General features: G+C 74.0%; 12 protein-coding genes. 6 read left to right on the top strand and 6 right to left on the bottom strand.

Annotated elements, in window-relative coordinates; genetic code table 11:
- Nucleotides 1-86 precede the first annotated feature (86 nt).
- The 4 genes from JOE38_RS02630 to JOE38_RS02615 all read left to right on the top strand — a co-directional run bounded on the left by JOE38_RS02630 (nucleotide 87) and on the right by JOE38_RS02615 (nucleotide 6,680).
- Entirely contained in the window at nucleotides 87-3,509 is a 3,423-nt protein-coding gene (locus tag JOE38_RS02630; protein ID WP_204574735.1) for a DNA polymerase III subunit alpha, read from the top strand.
- 55 nt (nucleotides 3,510-3,564) lie between these two features.
- Nucleotides 3,565-4,611, top strand: a complete 1,047-nt coding sequence (locus JOE38_RS02625) for an FUSC family protein (protein WP_204574734.1) — start codon at nucleotides 3,565-3,567, stop codon at nucleotides 4,609-4,611.
- The gene (locus JOE38_RS02620; protein WP_204574733.1) at nucleotides 4,608-5,540 is read left to right on the top strand and encodes an alpha/beta hydrolase; all 933 of its coding nucleotides are present in this window, start codon (nucleotides 4,608-4,610) and stop codon (nucleotides 5,538-5,540) included. The genes JOE38_RS02625 and JOE38_RS02620 overlap by 4 nt, the downstream gene beginning before the upstream one ends.
- Before the next feature lie 132 nt (nucleotides 5,541-5,672).
- Nucleotides 5,673-6,680, top strand: coding sequence for an alpha/beta fold hydrolase (locus JOE38_RS02615; protein ID WP_307838825.1), 1,008 nt, complete (start codon nucleotides 5,673-5,675; stop codon nucleotides 6,678-6,680).
- 102 nt (nucleotides 6,681-6,782) lie between these two features.
- On the opposite strand, the gene JOE38_RS02610 is transcribed toward JOE38_RS02615, so the two are convergent.
- A complete protein-coding gene (locus tag JOE38_RS02610; protein ID WP_204574731.1) occupies nucleotides 6,783-7,349 on the bottom strand; it encodes a YceI family protein in 567 nt (188 codons plus the stop codon).
- 154 nt (nucleotides 7,350-7,503) lie between these two features.
- On the opposite strand from JOE38_RS02610, the gene JOE38_RS02605 reads away from it, so the two are divergent.
- Nucleotides 7,504-8,481 carry an NAD(P)H-quinone oxidoreductase gene (locus tag JOE38_RS02605; RefSeq protein WP_204574730.1) on the top strand — a complete coding sequence of 326 codons (978 nt, stop codon included), beginning with the start codon at nucleotides 7,504-7,506 and terminating at the stop codon, nucleotides 8,479-8,481.
- Here the strand turns inward: JOE38_RS02605 and JOE38_RS02600 are convergent.
- The 3 genes from JOE38_RS02600 to JOE38_RS02590 all read right to left on the bottom strand — a co-directional run bounded on the left by JOE38_RS02600 (nucleotide 8,478) and on the right by JOE38_RS02590 (nucleotide 11,657).
- The gene (locus tag JOE38_RS02600; protein ID WP_204574729.1) at nucleotides 8,478-9,893 is read right to left on the bottom strand and encodes an MFS transporter; all 1,416 of its coding nucleotides are present in this window, start codon (nucleotides 9,891-9,893) and stop codon (nucleotides 8,478-8,480) included. The genes JOE38_RS02605 and JOE38_RS02600 overlap by 4 nt on opposite strands.
- A 31-nt stretch (nucleotides 9,894-9,924) precedes the next feature.
- The gene (locus tag JOE38_RS02595) at nucleotides 9,925-10,659 is read right to left on the bottom strand and encodes an esterase/lipase family protein (protein ID WP_204574728.1); all 735 of its coding nucleotides are present in this window, start codon (nucleotides 10,657-10,659) and stop codon (nucleotides 9,925-9,927) included.
- A 68-nt stretch (nucleotides 10,660-10,727) separates the two neighbouring features.
- On the bottom strand, nucleotides 10,728-11,657 hold the full coding sequence (locus JOE38_RS02590; protein WP_204574727.1) for an alpha/beta fold hydrolase: 930 nt from the start codon (nucleotides 11,655-11,657) through the stop codon (nucleotides 10,728-10,730).
- Nucleotides 11,658-11,746: 89 nt separating this feature from the next.
- On the opposite strand from JOE38_RS02590, the gene JOE38_RS02585 reads away from it, so the two are divergent.
- Entirely contained in the window at nucleotides 11,747-12,865 is a 1,119-nt protein-coding gene (locus tag JOE38_RS02585; protein ID WP_204574726.1) for a histidinol-phosphate transaminase, read from the top strand.
- Between the two features lie 19 nt (nucleotides 12,866-12,884).
- Here the strand turns inward: JOE38_RS02585 and JOE38_RS02580 are convergent, their stop codons facing one another.
- Together JOE38_RS02580 and JOE38_RS02575 are read right to left on the bottom strand one after the other, a co-directional pair.
- Nucleotides 12,885-13,805 (bottom strand): SDR family NAD(P)-dependent oxidoreductase, encoded by a 921-nt coding sequence (locus JOE38_RS02580; RefSeq protein ID WP_307838824.1) that lies wholly within the window; start codon nucleotides 13,803-13,805, stop codon nucleotides 12,885-12,887.
- A 5-nt stretch (nucleotides 13,806-13,810) separates the two neighbouring features.
- Nucleotides 13,811-16,351: a DEAD/DEAH box helicase gene (locus tag JOE38_RS02575; protein WP_204574724.1), complete on the bottom strand. Its 2,541-nt coding sequence runs from the start codon at nucleotides 16,349-16,351 to the stop codon at nucleotides 13,811-13,813.
- Between the last annotated feature and the right edge of the window lie 39 nt (nucleotides 16,352-16,390).

Raw genomic sequence — 16,390 nt, 5'->3', positions numbered from 1 at the left:
CGGGCAGCCGACCTACACTGGGCGAGTCGAACATCCGTTCGAACATCGCGCCCGGGCGGCGCGTGCGGACATCGAGGGAGGCGCGCGTGAGCTTCACCCACCTGCACGTCGCGTCCGCCTTCTCCGCCCACTTCGGCACCTCGGCGCCCGAGGCGCTCGTCGACCGGGTCGCGTCCGAGGGCGCGTCGGCCGCGGCCATCACCGACCGCGACGGGCTGTACGGCGCCGTCCGCCACATCCGCCGCTCCCTCGCCGCCGGGGTCTCCCCCGTGGTCGGCGCGGAGCTCGGGCTCTCGGGCGAGCACCCGGGCCGGATCACGGTGCTCGCGCACGGCGGCACGCGCGGCCAGGGCTGGGCGGCGCTCAGCCGCCTCATCAGCGCGAGCCACGGGCGCGGCACGGCCAGGAGCACCGCCCGGAGCGCCCAGACCGGCATCGCGCGCACCCGGCCGCCCGCGTTCCTGCTCGGCGAGGAGGGGCCCGTCGGCACCGTCATGCTCGGGCCCGACTCGGACGTCGGCCGCGCCGTCGCGGCCGGCGACCACGCGCTCGCGTCCCGCCACCTGGCCGAGTGGGCCCGGCTCCTGCCCGGCGCGGTCGTCGTCGAGGTGGTCTGCCACTTCACCGAGCCCGGCGAGTCCGCCAGCCTCCGGCACGCCGCCCGCATGCTCGAGCTCGCCGACGCCCACCGCATCCCCGCCGTGCTCACCAACGCCGTGCGCTACCTCGAGCCCGACGACGCGCTCACGGGCGACGTGCTCGACTCCGCGGGCACGCTCCGGCCGCTCGGGTCGTTCCGCCCGCAGCCCAACGGCCAGGCGTGGCTGAAGACCCCGGCCGAGATGCAGGAGATCGCGCGCGAGATCGCGGGCGCATCGTCGCTCGACCGCCGCGCGGGCGAGGCGCTGCTGCGCGCCACCGAGGAGCTGGCCGACCGCTGCCGGCTGGATCCCGACGCCGACCTCGCCTGGCGGAAGCCGAAGCTGCCGGAGAAGTCCGTCATCGGGGTCACGGGCGATCCGGACGAGGCGCTCTGGCGGAAGGCCGAGGCCGGCGTCACCGAGCGGTTCGGGCACGTCGACGAGGCCATGCGGCAGCGCGTGCTCGCCCGGATGCGCACCGAGCTCACGACCATCACGGGCTTCGGCTTCGCCACCTACTTCCTCACCGTAGCCGACGTGTGCGCGCTCATGCGGGACATGGGCGTGCGCAACCAGGCGCGGGGATCCGGCGCGGGCAGCCTCGTCAACTACCTGCTGCGCATCTCCAACGTGGATCCGCTCGAGCACGACCTGCTGTTCGAGCGCTTCCTCGGCAAGGTGCGCTCGACGCTGCCGGACATCGACATCGACGTGGAGTCCGCGCGCCGGCACGAGGTCTACCACCGCGTGTTCGAGAAGTACGGGAGCAACCGGGTCACCCTGCTGTCGATGCAGAACACCTACCGGGCCCGCGGCGCCGCGCGCGACGCCGGGCTCGCGCTCGACCTCGACGAGCAGCAGATCGACTTCATCGCCAAGAACATCTGGCGCTTCAACGCGCGCGAGTTCCGGGCGGTGCTCGAGACGAAGCCGGAGCTCAAGCCCATCGCCGACCTCGTGCGCGACGACCCGAGCATCGACCTGCTGGTCGACCTCACGGAGCGGCTCGACCGGCTCCCCCGGCACATCTCCATGCACCCGTGCGGCGTGATCCTCGGCGACTCCGACCTGCTCAGCACGAGCCCGGTGCAGCCGAGCGGCATGGGCCTGCCGATGAGCCAGTTCGACAAGGACGACATCGACGACATGGGGCTGCTCAAGCTCGACATCCTCGGGGTGCGGATGCAGAGCACGATGGCGTACGCGCTGGACGAGATCCACCGCATCCACGGCACGCGCTCGGCGGTCGCGGGCGGCATCCCGGTGGACGCGCGCTACGTGCACCGCGATGGCCGCATCGAGCTCGACGAGATCCCGCACGACGACGAGGAGACCTTCGCCGCCATCCGCACCACGCACACGCTCGGCATGTTCCAGATCGAGTCGCCCGGGCAGCGCGAGCTCATCGGCAAGATGCAGCCCGACGTCTACGAGGACCTCATCGCCGACATCTCGCTGTTCCGGCCGGGGCCCATGAAGGGCAACATGGTCGCGCCGTTCCTCGACACGAAGCACGGCATCACCCGCCCCGACTACCTGCACCCGCGGTTCGCGCCGTTCCTCGCGCCCACCTTCGGCGTCGTCATCTACCACGAGCAGGTCATCCGGATCTTCGCCGACTGCATGCAGGTCTCCCTCGCGGAGGCCGACGAGCTGCGCCGCAACATGGAGCGCATGGACACGGTGGTCGAGCAGGCGTTCCGGGAGCGCACGTCCCTGCACGTCGACGGGCGCACGGGCCGGCGCCCCTTCTCGGACGCCGACGTCGAGCGCATCTGGAAGGCGCTCAAGGGCTTCGGCTCGTTCGGGTTCTGCAAGGCGCACGGCGCCGCGTTCGCGCTGCCCACCTGGCAGAGCGCGTGGTTGAAGACGCACTACCCGGCGGAGTTCCTCGCGGGGATCCTCACGCACGACCCCGGCATGTACCCCAAGCGCCTGCTCCTCACCGAGGCCAGGCGGATGGGCGTGCCCGTGCTGCCGCTCGACGTGAACCGGTCCACCGGCGTCTACCGCGTGGAGCGCGTCGCGGGCGAGGGGACGACCGGGCGCACGCGCATCGGCGAGCTGGGGATCCGGCTGTCGCTGCAGGACGTGCACGGCATGAGCCAGGCGGAGCTGGAGCGCATCGAGCGGGGCCAGCCCTACGACTCCATCAGCGACTTCTACGCCAAGGCGCAGCCGTCGCGCGCGCTGCTCGAGCGGCTCGCCGCGGTGGGCGCGCTCGACTCGCTCGCGACGTCCGACGAGGACGCCGCCGCCCGCGGTGCCGCGTCGCGCGGCGACGTGATGGCGTTCGCGCGGCGGCTCACGGCGCGCGCGGCCCGGCCCGCGGATCCGGCCGGCCAGCTGCCGCTCTTCGTCGACGACCGCGACCTCATCCCGCGCGGCTCGCCCGACCCCGACGGCCGCGCGCGCGTCGCCGCCGAGCTCGACATCCTGCAGATGGAGGTCACCGAGCACGTGCTGGAGAGCTACCGGCCCATGCTCGACGAGCTCGGCGTGATCCCGGCGAGCCAGCTGCTCGAGGTGCGCAGCGGATCCGAGGTGGTGGTCGCGGGGATCCGCATCGCCACGCAGACGCCGCCCATGCGCAGCGGCAAGCGCGTGGTCTTCATCAGCCTCGACGACGGCACGGGCTGCTCCGACTCCACCTTCTTCGACGAGGCGCAGCAGAAGGCCGGGCCCATGCTCTTCGGCACGCGGCTGCTCGTCATCCGGGGGCGCACGCGGCGCACGGGCGAGCGGGGCGTCTCCATCCAGGCGGAGGACGCGTGGGACCTCAAGGAGATGTGGGCGCGCTGGCAGGACGCGAGGCGGCAGGCCGGCGGGGGCGACGGCGGGATGGACGACGCGGCCCAGGTGGCTTGAGGCCGCCCGCCCGCGGGATGATGGGGGCACCCGATACCGCAGCCGGAGGCCGCACGTGCGCATCACCACGACCGTCCGCACGACCACGCGCATCCCGTTCGTCCAGGTGGTCAAGACCAGCGTCGCGGCGATCATCGCCTGGTTCGTCTGCATCGCCCTGCTGCCCGCGCAGCTGCCCATCTTCGCCACCATCGCGGCGCTGCTCGTGGTGCAGCCGAGCATCAACCAGACCTTCGGCAAGGCGGTCGAGCGCAGCCTCGGCGTGATCACGGGCGTGCTGCTCGCGCTCGGGCTCGGGCTGGCGCTCGGCACCTCGAGCGGCGTGGTGCTCCTCGCGGTCGTCGTCGCGGTGCTGGTGGGCTGGGTGTTCCGGCTGACGCCCGGGTCGAGCACGCAGATCCCCATCAGCGCGATGCTCGTGCTCGCCATCGGCCAGCTCTCGCCGGTGTACGCGGTCGACCGCATCGTGGAGACCGTCCTCGGCGCGGCCATCGGCGTGGTCGTCAACATCGTGATCGCGCCGCCCGTGCTGCACGAGGCGAGCCGACGCGCGGTCATCGGCCTCGCGGGCGATTGCGCCGCGGCCCTCGACCGGCTGGCGGGCGCGCTGTCCGAGCCCGTCGATCGCGCGGAGCTCGACCGCATGCTCACCCGCGCGCGCGAGCTCCGGCCGCGGCACACGAAGGCCGTCGCCGAGGTCGACAGGGGCCTCGAGAGCCTCACCCTCAACCCCCTCCGGCGGCGGCATCGCGCGCTGCTCGAGGCCGACCGCGAGCTCCTCGCGACGCTCACCGTCCTCGTCAACCGCGTGGTGGGCATGACGCGCGCCGTGCACGACCGCTACGACCCGTCGCTCGCCGAGGAGCCCGTGGTGCGCGGGATCGCGACCGAGCTGACGCGCGCCGCCCACGACGTGCGGCTCCTCGCCGAGCACGCGCTGCCGGGCGACGGCCGCGCCGACGGGACCGACCCGCGCGAGGAGCCCGCGCTCACGGCGCCGCTCGTGGTGCTGCAGCCGAGCGAGGAGCACTGGATCCTCATCGGCTCGCTCCTGGAGGACATCCGCCGCATCCGCTCGGAGATCATCGGCGGCGCCGAGTGACCCGGCCCCTGCCCGGCTACAGCCCGCTCGAGCTCGACCCGGATCCGGCCGCCTCCGGCCTCGTGCGCGGCAGCACGCGCACCGGGCTCGGCGTCGTGCGGCACCACCACGTGCAGGTGCGCGGATCGGACACCGCGACGGTGCTGCTGCACGGCGCCGCCGGATCGTGGACCACGTGGACGCCGCTCATCCGCACCGCGCGCGACGCCGCCGTCCCGTTCGCCGACGTGGTCGCGATCGACCTGCCCGGCTGGGGCGGCTCCGCGCTCGACGCGACCGACGACGAGGCGACGGTGGACGCCATCGCCGACGCCGTCCGCGCGGTCGTCGACGGCCTCGGGTACGTGCGGTGGCGGCTCGTCGGCCACTCGATGGGCGGGTTCATCGCGCTGCACCTGGCCGCGCGCGACCCCGCCCGCGCCGTCTCCGTCGCGCTCGTCTCGCCCACGACGTACTCGGTCATCGCGAGCGTCGCGCATCCCGTGCGGGAGTTCCGCCTCATCCCGGGCTTCACGATGATGCTCGGCGTGATGCGCACCATGCGCCGGCTCGGCCGCCCCGGCACGGCGCTCATCCGCGGCGTCGGCCGCATCCGGCTCATGCGCGCGATCGCGCTGCCGCTCTTCGCGCACGGCTGGCACGTGCGCCGGTCGATCGTCGACGCCATCGCGACCGAGGCCCGGCCCCGCGCGTTCTCGCTCGCCGCGGAGGTCACGCGCGGCTACGACGCCGACGGGCTCTGGTCGCGCATCGCCTGCCCGGTGGTCGCGGTGCGCGGCGACGACGACGTGTTCGTCTCCCCGGACGACCTCGACCTCCTGGCCCGCGCGGTGCCCTCGCTCCGGTCCGCGGTGATCCCCGACGCCGGGCACTTCGCGCACGTCGAGCGCCCGCTCGAGACGCTGCGGGCGCTCGGCCTCCTCGCCTGAGCCCTCCGGGACGCCGGGTCCGCGCGCGACCGCCGACGGACGCGCGGGATGGTGCGCTGGGGAGGGGGCCCACGGACCGACGCCGCCGTCGGAGACCCTGTGCGGATCCCCGCCCCGTCCCGGAGGTCATCCGTGCGCGTCCCCCATCCCTCCTCCCCTCGTCCCCTGCCGCGCCGGACGGGGCTCGCCGCGCGCGACACCGGGCGGAGTCCTCGGGCGGCGGACGGCTACAGCCCCTACGAGCTCGACGCCGACCCCCGGGGATGCGGCCTGGTCGCCGGGACGACGGCGACGCCGACCGGGACGGTCCGGCACCACCACGCTCCGCGGCGTCGTTCCGGGACGGCCACCGTCCTCCTCCACGGCGCGGCCGGGTCGTGGACCACCTGGACGCCCGCCCTCCGCGCGGCCCGGGATGCGGGCGCGCCGCTCGAGGACGTGGTGGCGATCGACCTGCCCGGCTGGGGCGGGTCCCCGGCCGGGGACGGCGACGGGGAGCTCGCCCTGGAGGCGGTGGCCGACGCCGTGATCCGGGTGCTCGACGAGCTGGGGTACGACGGATCCCGCCTCGTGGGGCACTCGATGGGCGGCTTCCTCGCCCTCCACCTGGCCGCCCGGCATCCGGGTCGCGTGCGGTCCGTGGCCCTGGTGTCGCCCACCGTGTACACCGTCATGGACAGCGCGGCGCATCCGATCCGACGGTTCGACGTGCTCCCCGGCTTCAGCATGATGCTCGGCGCGATGCACGTGACGCGGCTCCTCGGCCCCGCCGGTCTCGCGTACGTCCGGTTCCTCCATCGCACGGGCGTCCTGCGCCAGCTCACCCGTCCCCTGTTCGCGCACGGTGGGCGGGTGGGCGGGTCGGTCATCGCGGCGCTGGCCGACGAGGTGCGGCCGCGCGCCTTCCTGCGGGCATCGGGGATCGCCGCCGCCTATCCCGCCGGCGAGCTGTGGCCGCGGATCACGTGCCCCGTCGCCGCGGTGCGGGGAAGCAGGGACGTCTTCGTCGCGCCGGGCGACCTGGCCCGCTTGGCGCGCGACCTCCCGGATGCATCCCCCGCGGTGGTCCACGACGCCGGCCACTTCGCGCACGTCGAGCGCCCGCTCGAGACGCTGCGGGCGCTCGGCCTCGTCCCCTGAGGCGCGCCCCGGGCACGACGACGCCCCCGGTCCATGCGATGGAACGGGGGCGTCGGGTCCGCGTGACGCGGAGGCGGCCGGACGGATGCCGGCCGGTGCGCGCTAGGCCGCGGGGGTCGCGAGGACCGCCTGGATGTCGAGCGTGATCGTGACCTTGTCGCCGAGCAGCACGCCGCCGGTCTCGAGGGCCGCGTTGTAGGTGAGGCCGAAGTCCTCGCGGTTGATGACCGTGGTGGCCGTCGCGCCGAACTTGGTCTGGCCGTAGGGGTCGCCGCCGAAGCCGCCGAACTCGACGTCGAACGTGACGGGCTTGGTGACGCCGCGGACGGTGAGCTCGCCGTCGACCTTCGCGTCGCCGTCCTTCTCGACGCGCACGGCGGTCGAGACGAAGTCGATGGTGGGGTGGTTCTCGGCGTCGAAGAAGTCGTTGGTGCGGAGGTGCTGGTCGCGGTTCGGCTCGTTGGTGTCGATCGAGGCGATGGTCGCGTGCGCCTTGACGGAGCTCTGCTCGGGGGTGGCACCCGTGACGATCTCGGCGTCGAAGTCCTTGAACGTGCCCTTGACCTTGCTGATCATGATGTGGCGGATGCTGAAGCCGATCGACGAGTGCGTCTTGTCGATGGTCCAGGTGCCGGCGATGTATCCGGGGACGGTGCTGGTGTCGCTCATGTGCGTGCCTTTCGTACAGGGGTCATGGGTGCGGGCCGACGGCCTCGAAGGTATGCAAGCGCATGGATCTCAGTCCTATTCCCGGATTCAGTTGCGAGTTCATGTACTTCTTGGGGCGGCCGGAAGCGGGCCGCGGCGTGCGTACCGTGGCGGGATGCGCGCGATCACCTTCCCCTCCCCCGGCTCCCCCGACGTCCTCTCCCTCAGCGAGCTGCCGGATCCGGTGCCCGGTCCCGGCGAGGTCCTGATCCGCGTGGCCGCCGCCGGAGTCAACCGCGCGGACCTCAGCCAGCGCGAGGGCGCGTACCCGCCGCCCGCGGGAGCGCCGACGCACCTCGGGCTCGAGGTGTCCGGGACGGTCGAGGCGGTCGGCCCGGGTGCGACGCGCTGGAGCGTCGGCGACCGGGTGTGCGCCCTCCTCGCCGGCGGCGGCTACGCCGAGCTCGTCGCGGTCGACGAGCGCCACGTCCTCCCGGTCCCCGACGCGCTCGACCTCGTCGAGGCGGCGGGCCTGCCCGAGGTGGTCGCGACAGTGTGGTCGAACGTCGTGCTCGACGCGGGCCTCGCACCGGGCGAGACCCTGCTCGTGCACGGCGGGTCGAGCGGCATCGGCACCATGGCGATCCAGCTGGCCACCCGGCTCGGCGCGCGCGTGGCCGTGACCGCCGGCAGTCCGGCGAAGCTCGAGGCCTGCCGGGCGCTCGGCGCGGAGATCCTCATCGACTACCGCGAGCAGGACTTCGTCGTGGCGCTCCTCGAGGCGACCGGCGGCCGTGGCGCCGACGTGATCCTCGACGCGATCGGCGGCGACTACATCGACCGCGACATCCGCGCCCTCGCGCGCGACGGCCGGATCATGGTCATCGGCGCGCAGAGCGGCGCGCCCACGAGCATCGCGCTGGGCCAGCTGATGGCCCGCCGCGGGCGGATCTGGGGCACGACGCTCCGGGCCCGGGATGCCGACGACAAGGCGCGCATCATCGACGCGATCCGGGCCGACGTGTGGCCGGACGTGGCCGACGGATCCGTGCGGCCGGTCGTCGACCGCGTCTTCCCGCTCGCCGATGCGGCCGCCGCGCACGCCCACGTCGCGTCGTCGCAGCACGTGGGCAAGGTGCTGCTGGCGGTCTAGCCCGCCGCCTCGTCGGCGCGCGCGGCGTGGCGGGACCGGATCCCCACGAGCGACACCAGCCCGCCCGTCACGAGCAGCGCCGCCGTCACGAGCACCACGCGGTGGAACGCCGCGACGTCGAGGTCGGGCCCCGCGACCAGCCCGATCGCGGCGATCGCGACGAGCCCGGCCACGCGCGACACGGCGTTGTTGACCGCGGACGCGATGCCCGCCTGCGCCGACGGCACGGCCTCGAGGATCGTCGCGGTCAGCGGCGCGACCGTCATCGACAGGCCCAGGCCGAAGACGAGGATGCCCGGCAGGAGCTGCCCCCAGTAGTCCACCGGCTCGGCGACGCGCAGCATCAGCAGATACCCGCCGCCCGCGACGATCGGCCCCGTGCCCATGAGGAGCCGTGGCCCGATCCGCCCGGCCAGCGCCCCGAAGCGCGTGGACAGCAGCAGCATGATCACCGTGGTCGGCACGAGCGCGAACCCCGCGGCGGTCGCCGACAGGCCGCCGGTCTGCTGCAGGAAGACCGCGATCACGAAGCCGCCGAGCGAGAGCGCGCCGTAGATCCCGACGGTCGCGATGTTGCCGACGAGGAAGTCCCGCTCGCGGAAGAGCGCGAGCGGCAGCATCGGGTGCGGCGTGCGGCGCTCGCGCACCACGAAGAGCGCGAGGCACGCCACGCCGACCACGAGGCTGCCGACCACGAGCGGGTGCCCGATCCCGAGGCGCGACTGCTCGATGAGCGCGAAGACGGGCCCACCGATCCCGAGGGCGCCGAGCACCGCGCCCGGCACGTCCACGCGCGTGCCGTCCGCGACGGGGGCGTCGTGCGGGAGCCGCGCGAGGAGCACGAGGGTCACGGCGATGGGCAGAACGTTGATCCCGAACACGAGCCGCCAGTCGAGCGCGTCGACGAGGACGCCGCCGAGGACCGGGCCGACGAGCATCGCCGTGCCGGTCCACGCGGTCCACGAGCCGATGGCCTTCGCCTGCGCGGGGCCGCGGAAGGCCTGCGCGATGAGAGCGAGCGAGCTCGGCACGAGCAGCGCGCCGGCCGCGCCCTGGGCGGCGCGCGCGGCGATGAGGATCCCGGCGCTCGGCGCGATCGCGCACACGAGCGACGTGACGCCGAAGCCGACGAGCCCCCAGCGGAGCACGCGCACGCGGCCGAACGCGTCCGAGAGCGAGCCGGCCAGCAGGATCAGCGCGCCGAGGGTGATGAGGTACGCGTCCACGACCCACTGCTGCACCACGAGGCCGCCGCCGAGGTCCTCGCCGATGGCGGGCAGCGCGACGTTGACGACCGTGCCGTCGAGGAACGCGACGAAGGAGGCGAGGACGGCGACGACGAGCACCGTGCGGCCGCGGCCGTCGCCGGTGCCGGTGCCGTCCGCGGGGGTCGCGGCGGCGGAGTCGGGCATGTGCCCAGTATGCGCCGCGCCCGGAGCGGGATCAGGCCGGCGGCCAGGCCGACGTCCCGGCCCGGTCGATCGCGGCCTCCACCCGGCGGAGCACGTCCTCGTCCCCCATGATCCGGAAGTGGCCCGATGCCGCCACGCGCTCGTCCGTCGCGCCGTCGAGCGAGCTGCCGCCGGGGATGTGCGGGTCGAACCGCGCGAAGACGCTCGTGATCCGCGCGTTGACCTCCCGCGAGCGGCCGAGCTCCACGAGCGCGGCGTTCCGCGGCGAGAAGTCGCGGATGCTGCGCACGGGGATGAGCCGCGCGTACGAGGATCCGCCGAAGGGCGCGTTGATGGCGACCATGGCGCGGATCCGCCGGTCCGGGTCCCCGAACGCCATGAGGTGCTTGCCGATGAGGCCGCCCTTGCTGTGCGCCACGATGACGACGTCGCGCAGGTCCTCGGCCTCGAGGTACGCGCGGGCCCGGCGCGACATCTCAGCGATGCGGCCCACGTTCGCGCCGAGCGCGCCGACCACGTGCACGCCGTGCCCGCGCGCGTGCAGCCGCCGGATGATCGGGAGCATGAACTGCCAGCGCTCGTAGACCCCGGGCAGCACGAGGATCGTCGGCCGGTCGTCGCGGCCGTCCTCGAAGGAGCGGGCGTCGTCGCGGGAGAGCGTGGCCGCGGCCTGCCAGCGGAGGACGTACGCGTAGTCGAGCGCCCAGTCGAGCGCCTTCCGCAGGAGCGTGAGCGGCGGGAGCGGGTCGGGTCCGGCGGCGGTCACCCGTCCATCCTGCCCGGGCGCGGGGCGCGCGACCGGCCCGCGGGGCGCGCGACCGTCGGTCCCGTGCCTCAGCGGGTCGCGGCATGCTCCACGATCGCGCGGGCGACGCCGAGCGGATCCGTGTACATGACGACGTGCGGGCCGCGGGCGACCCGGTACGTCCCGCGCGGGATCCGCTCGGCGAGGTCGCGCGCGAAGGGGCGGTCGACCACGGCGTCCCGGTCGCCCACGATGACGAGCGTCCGCGCGCGGATGCGCGGCGCCCGCTCCTCGATCGCGTCGTCGATGAGGTGCGGCAGCTGGCGGAGGTAGTACGGGATCCCGCAGCGCAGGAAGTAGTCGCCCAGCACCACGGCGTTCGCGAGCAGCGGCTCGCGGAGCGTGTCGACCGTGAGCGCGAGCGCCGCCCGCACGAGGCCGCGCGTGCGCGGCGGGAGCGTCGGCGCGACCAGCACGATGCGGTCGGCGACCTCGGGGTGGTCGACGGCGAGCCGCGCGACGATCTGCGTCCCCATCGAGTGGCCGACGACCACGGGGTCGACGAGCCCGTGCATGCGGATCACCGCGGCCACGACCTCCGCGTGGTCGTCGAGCGTCACGTCCCGCCGGACCCGCGGCGACTCGCCGTAGCCCGGCAGGTCGACCGCGTACACGTCGCCGTGCTCGGCGAGGAACGCGGCCACGGGGTGGAAGTACCGCGAGGAGACGCCGATCCCGTGCACGAGCACGAAGGACGGGCGGGCGGGCGCCGGTCCCGACGAGTCGACGCCGGAGGGCGCGCCCGACGGGATGCGGCCCGCGTTCGCGCCCGGCGACCGGAACACCTTGATCGCGATCCGGAAGCCGAGGACGGTGCGGCGCTCCACGTCGTGCTCGACGGGGATCGCGCGGGAGCCGTAGCGGCGGGAGAGCAGGAGCCAGCGCGGCGGCGAGGACTCGGTGCGGTGCACGTCCCCTGGCCGCCGGACGCGGGTGAGCCGGGCGAGGGGGGAGCGCATCCGTCGACCCTAGTCGCCCGGCCGGCGTGCGCCGTCGGCCGGCCGGCGCCGATGGGAGGATGGAGGCCCGACGACTCCCGAGGAGACCCATGAGCCCCGCCTGGTCCGAGACCACCCTCGCCGACCTGCCCCTCCGCGACGGGATCCGCGGCGAGGAGCCCTACGGAGCACCGCAGCTCGACGTGCCGGTGCTCCTCAACGTGAACGAGAACCCGTACCCGCTGCCCGAGGCGGTCGCGGTCGCCGTGAGCGAGGCCGTGCTCGAGGCCGCGCGCGGGCTCAACCGCTACCCGGACCGCGAGTTCCTCGAGCTCCGCACCGAGCTCGCTGACTACCTCACGGCCGACAGCGGGCTCCAGCTCGGGCCCGAGAACGTGTGGGCGGCGAACGGATCCAACGAGGTGCTGCAGCAGGTGCTCCAGGCCTTCGGCGGCACCGACCGCGTCGCGCTCTCGTTCGCCCCGCACTACGCGATGTACCCGGAGTACGCGCGCAACACGCTCACGCGCTGGGTCTCCGGCCGCCGCCAGGAGGACTTCACGCTGGATCTCGCGAACGTCACGGCGCTCGTGGAGCAGCACCAGCCGAGCGTCGTGTTCCTCACCTCGCCGAACAACCCCACGGGCACCGCCCTGACGATCCCCGAGATCGAGCACGTGCTCTCCGTCGCGCCCGGCGTCGTGGTGATCGACGAGGCGTACGCGGAGTTCCGGCGCGAGGGCGTCCCGACGGCGATCTCGCTGCTGCCCGACCACCCGCGGCTGATCGTGTCGCGCACCATGAGCAAGGCGTTCGCGTTCGCGGGTGGCCGGCTCGGGTACATGGCGGCCTCCCCCGCGATCGTCGACGCGCTCCGCATCGTGCGCCTGCCGTACCACCTGTCGCGGATCACGCAGGTGAGCGCGACCGCCGCCCTGCGTCACAGCGGGGTGCTGCTCGCGCAGGTCGCGTCGCTCCGTGAGGAACGCGACGGGCTCGTCGAGTGGCTGCGGGGGCGCGGCTTCGAGGTCGCGCCCTCGGACGCCAACTTCGTGCTCTTCGGCCGGTTCCCGGACCGGCACGCCGTGTGGCAGGGGCTGCTCGACCGCGGCGTCCTCATCCGCGAGACCGGACCCGAGGGCTGGCTCCGCGTCTCCGTCGGCACCCCCGAGGAGACCGCCGCGTTCCGCGACGCGCTCGACGACGTTCTCGGGACGCCGCGCGACTGAGCCCGTCCCCGGGCGGGCGTCAGGGCTGGAAGCGGATCCCCGTCGCGTCCTCGGCGGCCGCCCACAGCTGCTCGGCGACGGCGCGCGACCGCGCGTGCTCGGCGACGAACGCGGGAGCGGGAGCACCCCGAAGCTCGAGCGGCCCGCCGGGTCCCCAGAAGGCGCCGCCCGTGATCCCGTCGGCCGCCGCCGCGTGCGCCACCGGCCACGCGCCCGCGTCCTTGCCCTGCACGAGCACGCGCCCGGCCGCCGCGACCCGTCGGCGCGCGGCGGCGATCCCACGCGGCGGGGCGGCCGGATCCTGCGGCGGCGTCAGCGCGTCCACCGCGTAGCCGGGGTGCGCGGAGAGCGCGACGCGGTCGGATCCCGCGGCCCGCCAGCGCCGGTCGAGCTCGGCGGCGAGCATCATCACGGCCGTCTTCGACCGGCCGTACCGCACGAGCGCCGGCATGCGCCGCTCGCCGGCGAGGTCGCCGAGGTCGAGCGGCGAGAAGCGGTGCGCGAGGGATCCGAGCATCACGACGCGTCCGCCGGACCGCAGCCGCGGCGCGAGCCGGGCCACGAGCGCGAAGTGCCCGAGCGCGTTGGTCCCCATCATCTCCTCGAAGCCGTCGAGGGTCGTCCGGCGGTGGCGCGCGCGGCCGCCCGCGGGCGTGATGCCGGCGTTGGCCACGATCGCGTCGAGGTCCTCGCGGACGGCCGCGACGCACGCGTCCACGCTCGCGAGGCTCGCCAGGTCGAGGGGCACGACGTCGACGTCGGCTCCCGGGACGCGTGCCGCGATCGCGTGGGCGGCCGCGTCCCCGCGCTCCGCGGAGCGGCAGGCCAGCAGCACGCGGGCGCCCGCTTCGGCGAGCTGCGCGGACGTCCAGAACCCGATGCCGCCGTTCGCGCCCGTGACGAGGATCGTGCGCCCGGCGAGGTCCGGAAGGCGCGGCACCGGGGTCACGAGAGGGTGCCCACGCGGGTCACGCGCACGACGGCCTCGCCGGCCTCGTTCGACGCATCGAGGTCGACGGTCGCCTCGATGCCCCAGTCGTGGTCGCCCTCGGGATCGTGCAGCGCCTGCCGCACGGTCCACGCGGTCGACCCCTCCTCGATCGTGACGAGCGCCTGGCTGCGGGCGTCGCCGTCGGTGAGGATCCGGTCGTACTCGCCGAAGTAGCCGTCCAGCGCGTCACCCCATGCGTCGGCGTCGAAGCCGGCGGCGCCGTCGAGCTCGCCGAGCGCCTGCAGGTCCTCGCGGGCCGCGAGCTGCACGCGGCGGAACAGCTCGTTGCGCACGAGGATCCGGAACGCGCGCGTGTTCGACGTGAGCAGCTTCGGCGCGGGCGGCAGCACGGGAGCGTCGCCCGGGGCGGCCGTCGGGTGCGACAGCTCCTCCCACTCGTCGAGGAGGCTCGAGTCGACCTGGCGCACGAGCTCGCCCAGCCACTCGATCACGTCGAGCAGCTCCTCGGTCTTGGCCTCGTCGGGGATCGTCTGGCGCAGCGCCCGGAACGCGTCGGAGAGGTAGCGGAGCACGAGGCCCTCGGACCGCATGAGGCCGTAGAAGGAGATCAGCTCGCTGAAGCTCATCGCCCGTTCGTACATGTCGCGCACCACCGACTTGGGGCTGAGCGCGAAGTCGCCGATCCACGGCTGGCTCGCGCTGTAGGTCGCGAACGACTGGTCGAGCAGCTCCTCGAGCGGCTTCGGGTGGGTGATCTCCTCCAGCAGCTCCATGCGCTGCTCGTACTCGATGCCGTCGGCCTTCATCGCCTGCACGGCTTCGCCCCGGGCCTTGAACTGCTGCTGGGAGAGGATCGGCCGCGGGTCGTCGAGGGTCGCCTCCACCACGCTCACCATGTCGAGCGCGTAGGTGGGCGACTCCCGGTCGAGGATCTCGAACACGGCGACGGCGAACGGCGACAGCGGCTGGTTGAGCGCGAAGTCGGCCTGCAGGTCGACCGTCAGCGTGATCCGCGTGGGCCCGCCGTCGGGGTCGTCCACCTGCTCGACGATGCCCGCCGTCCGCAGCGTCCGGTAGATGGCGAGGGCACGACGGGCCAGCGCGCGCTGGCGGATGCGCGGCTCGTGGTTGTCCTCGACGAGCGCCCGCATGTTCCGGAACACGTCGCCGCCGCGCGCGATGACGTTGAGCATCATCGCGTGGCTCACCTGCATGCTCGACGTCAGCCGCTCGGGCTCCGCGTCGATGAGCTTGCTGAAGCTCGGCTCGCCCCAGGAGACGAAGCCCTCCGGCGCCTTCTTGCGCACGAGCTTGCGGCGCTTCTTCACGTCGTCGCCCGCGCGCTCGATCATCTTGATGTTCTCGGTCTCGTGCTCGGGCGCCTGCGCGACCACGGTCCCTGCGGTGTCGTAGCCGGCGCGGCCCGCGCGTCCCGCGATCTGGTGGAACTCGCGCGCGTTGAGCTGCCGCATCCGCGTGCCGTCGTACTTGGTGAGTCCCGTGAAGAGCACCGTGCGGATGGGGACGTTGATCCCGACGCCGAGCGTGTCGGTGCCGCAGATCACCCGGAGGAGACCCTGCTGCGCGAGCTGCTCGACGAGGCGCCGGTACTTCGGCAGCATCCCCGCGTGGTGCACGCCGATGCCCGCGCGCACGAGCCGCGACAGCGTCTTGCCGAACGCCGTGCTGAAGCGGAAGGCACCGATGATGTCCGCGATCTCGTCCCGCTGCTCGCGCGTCACGATCTTGATGCTCGAGAGCGCCTGCGCCCGCTCGAGGGCCGCGGCCTGCGCGAAGTGGACGATGTAGACGGGCGCCTGCTTGGTGTCGAGCAGCTCCTCGACGGTCTCCTGCACGGGCGTCACGGCGTAGTGGAAGAACAGCGGCACGGGACGCTCGATGCCCGTGATGCGCGCCGTCGGCCGGCCCGTGCGGCGGGTGAGGTCGTCCGCGAGGTCCGTCACGTCGCCGAGCGTCGCCGACATGAGCACGAACTGCGCGTGCGGCAGGAGCAGGAGCGGCACCTGCCACGCCCAGCCGCGCTGCGGATCCGCGTAGAAGTGGAACTCGTCCATCACCACCTGGTCGACGGGCGTGTCCGCGCCGCCGCGGAGCGACCGGTTGGCGAGGATCTCCGCGGTGCAGCAGATGATGGGCGCGTCCGGGTTCACGGAGGAGTCGCCCGTGACCATCCCCACCTGCGCGGCGCCGAACAGCTCCACGAGCGCGAAGAACTTCTCGGAGACGAGCGCCTTGATCGGCGCCGTGTAGTACGAGCGACGCCCGCGGGCGAGCGCCGCGAAGTGCGCGGCGACCGCGACGAGCGACTTCCCCGTGCCGGTCGGCGTCGAGAGGATGAGGTTCGCGCCCGAGGCGATCTCCAGCGCCGCCTCGTCCTGCGCCGGGTACAGCTCGATCCCCTGCGCCAGCGCCCACTCGGCGAACGCGTCGTAGATCGCGTCGTCGGTCGCCCCGTCCACGGCCAGCCGGGCCGCCTCCTCGGTGAGCGTGGGGGCGAGGGCGGTGTCGGACATGATGCGTCCATCCTCCCCCACGCATCCCGCCGCGGAGTT

It is taken from the genome of Clavibacter michiganensis (genome assembly GCF_016907085.1).
Classification (GTDB): Bacteria; Actinomycetota; Actinomycetes; order Actinomycetales; family Microbacteriaceae; genus Clavibacter; species Clavibacter michiganensis_O.
This window is presented reverse-complemented; position numbering and strand designations above follow the sequence as displayed.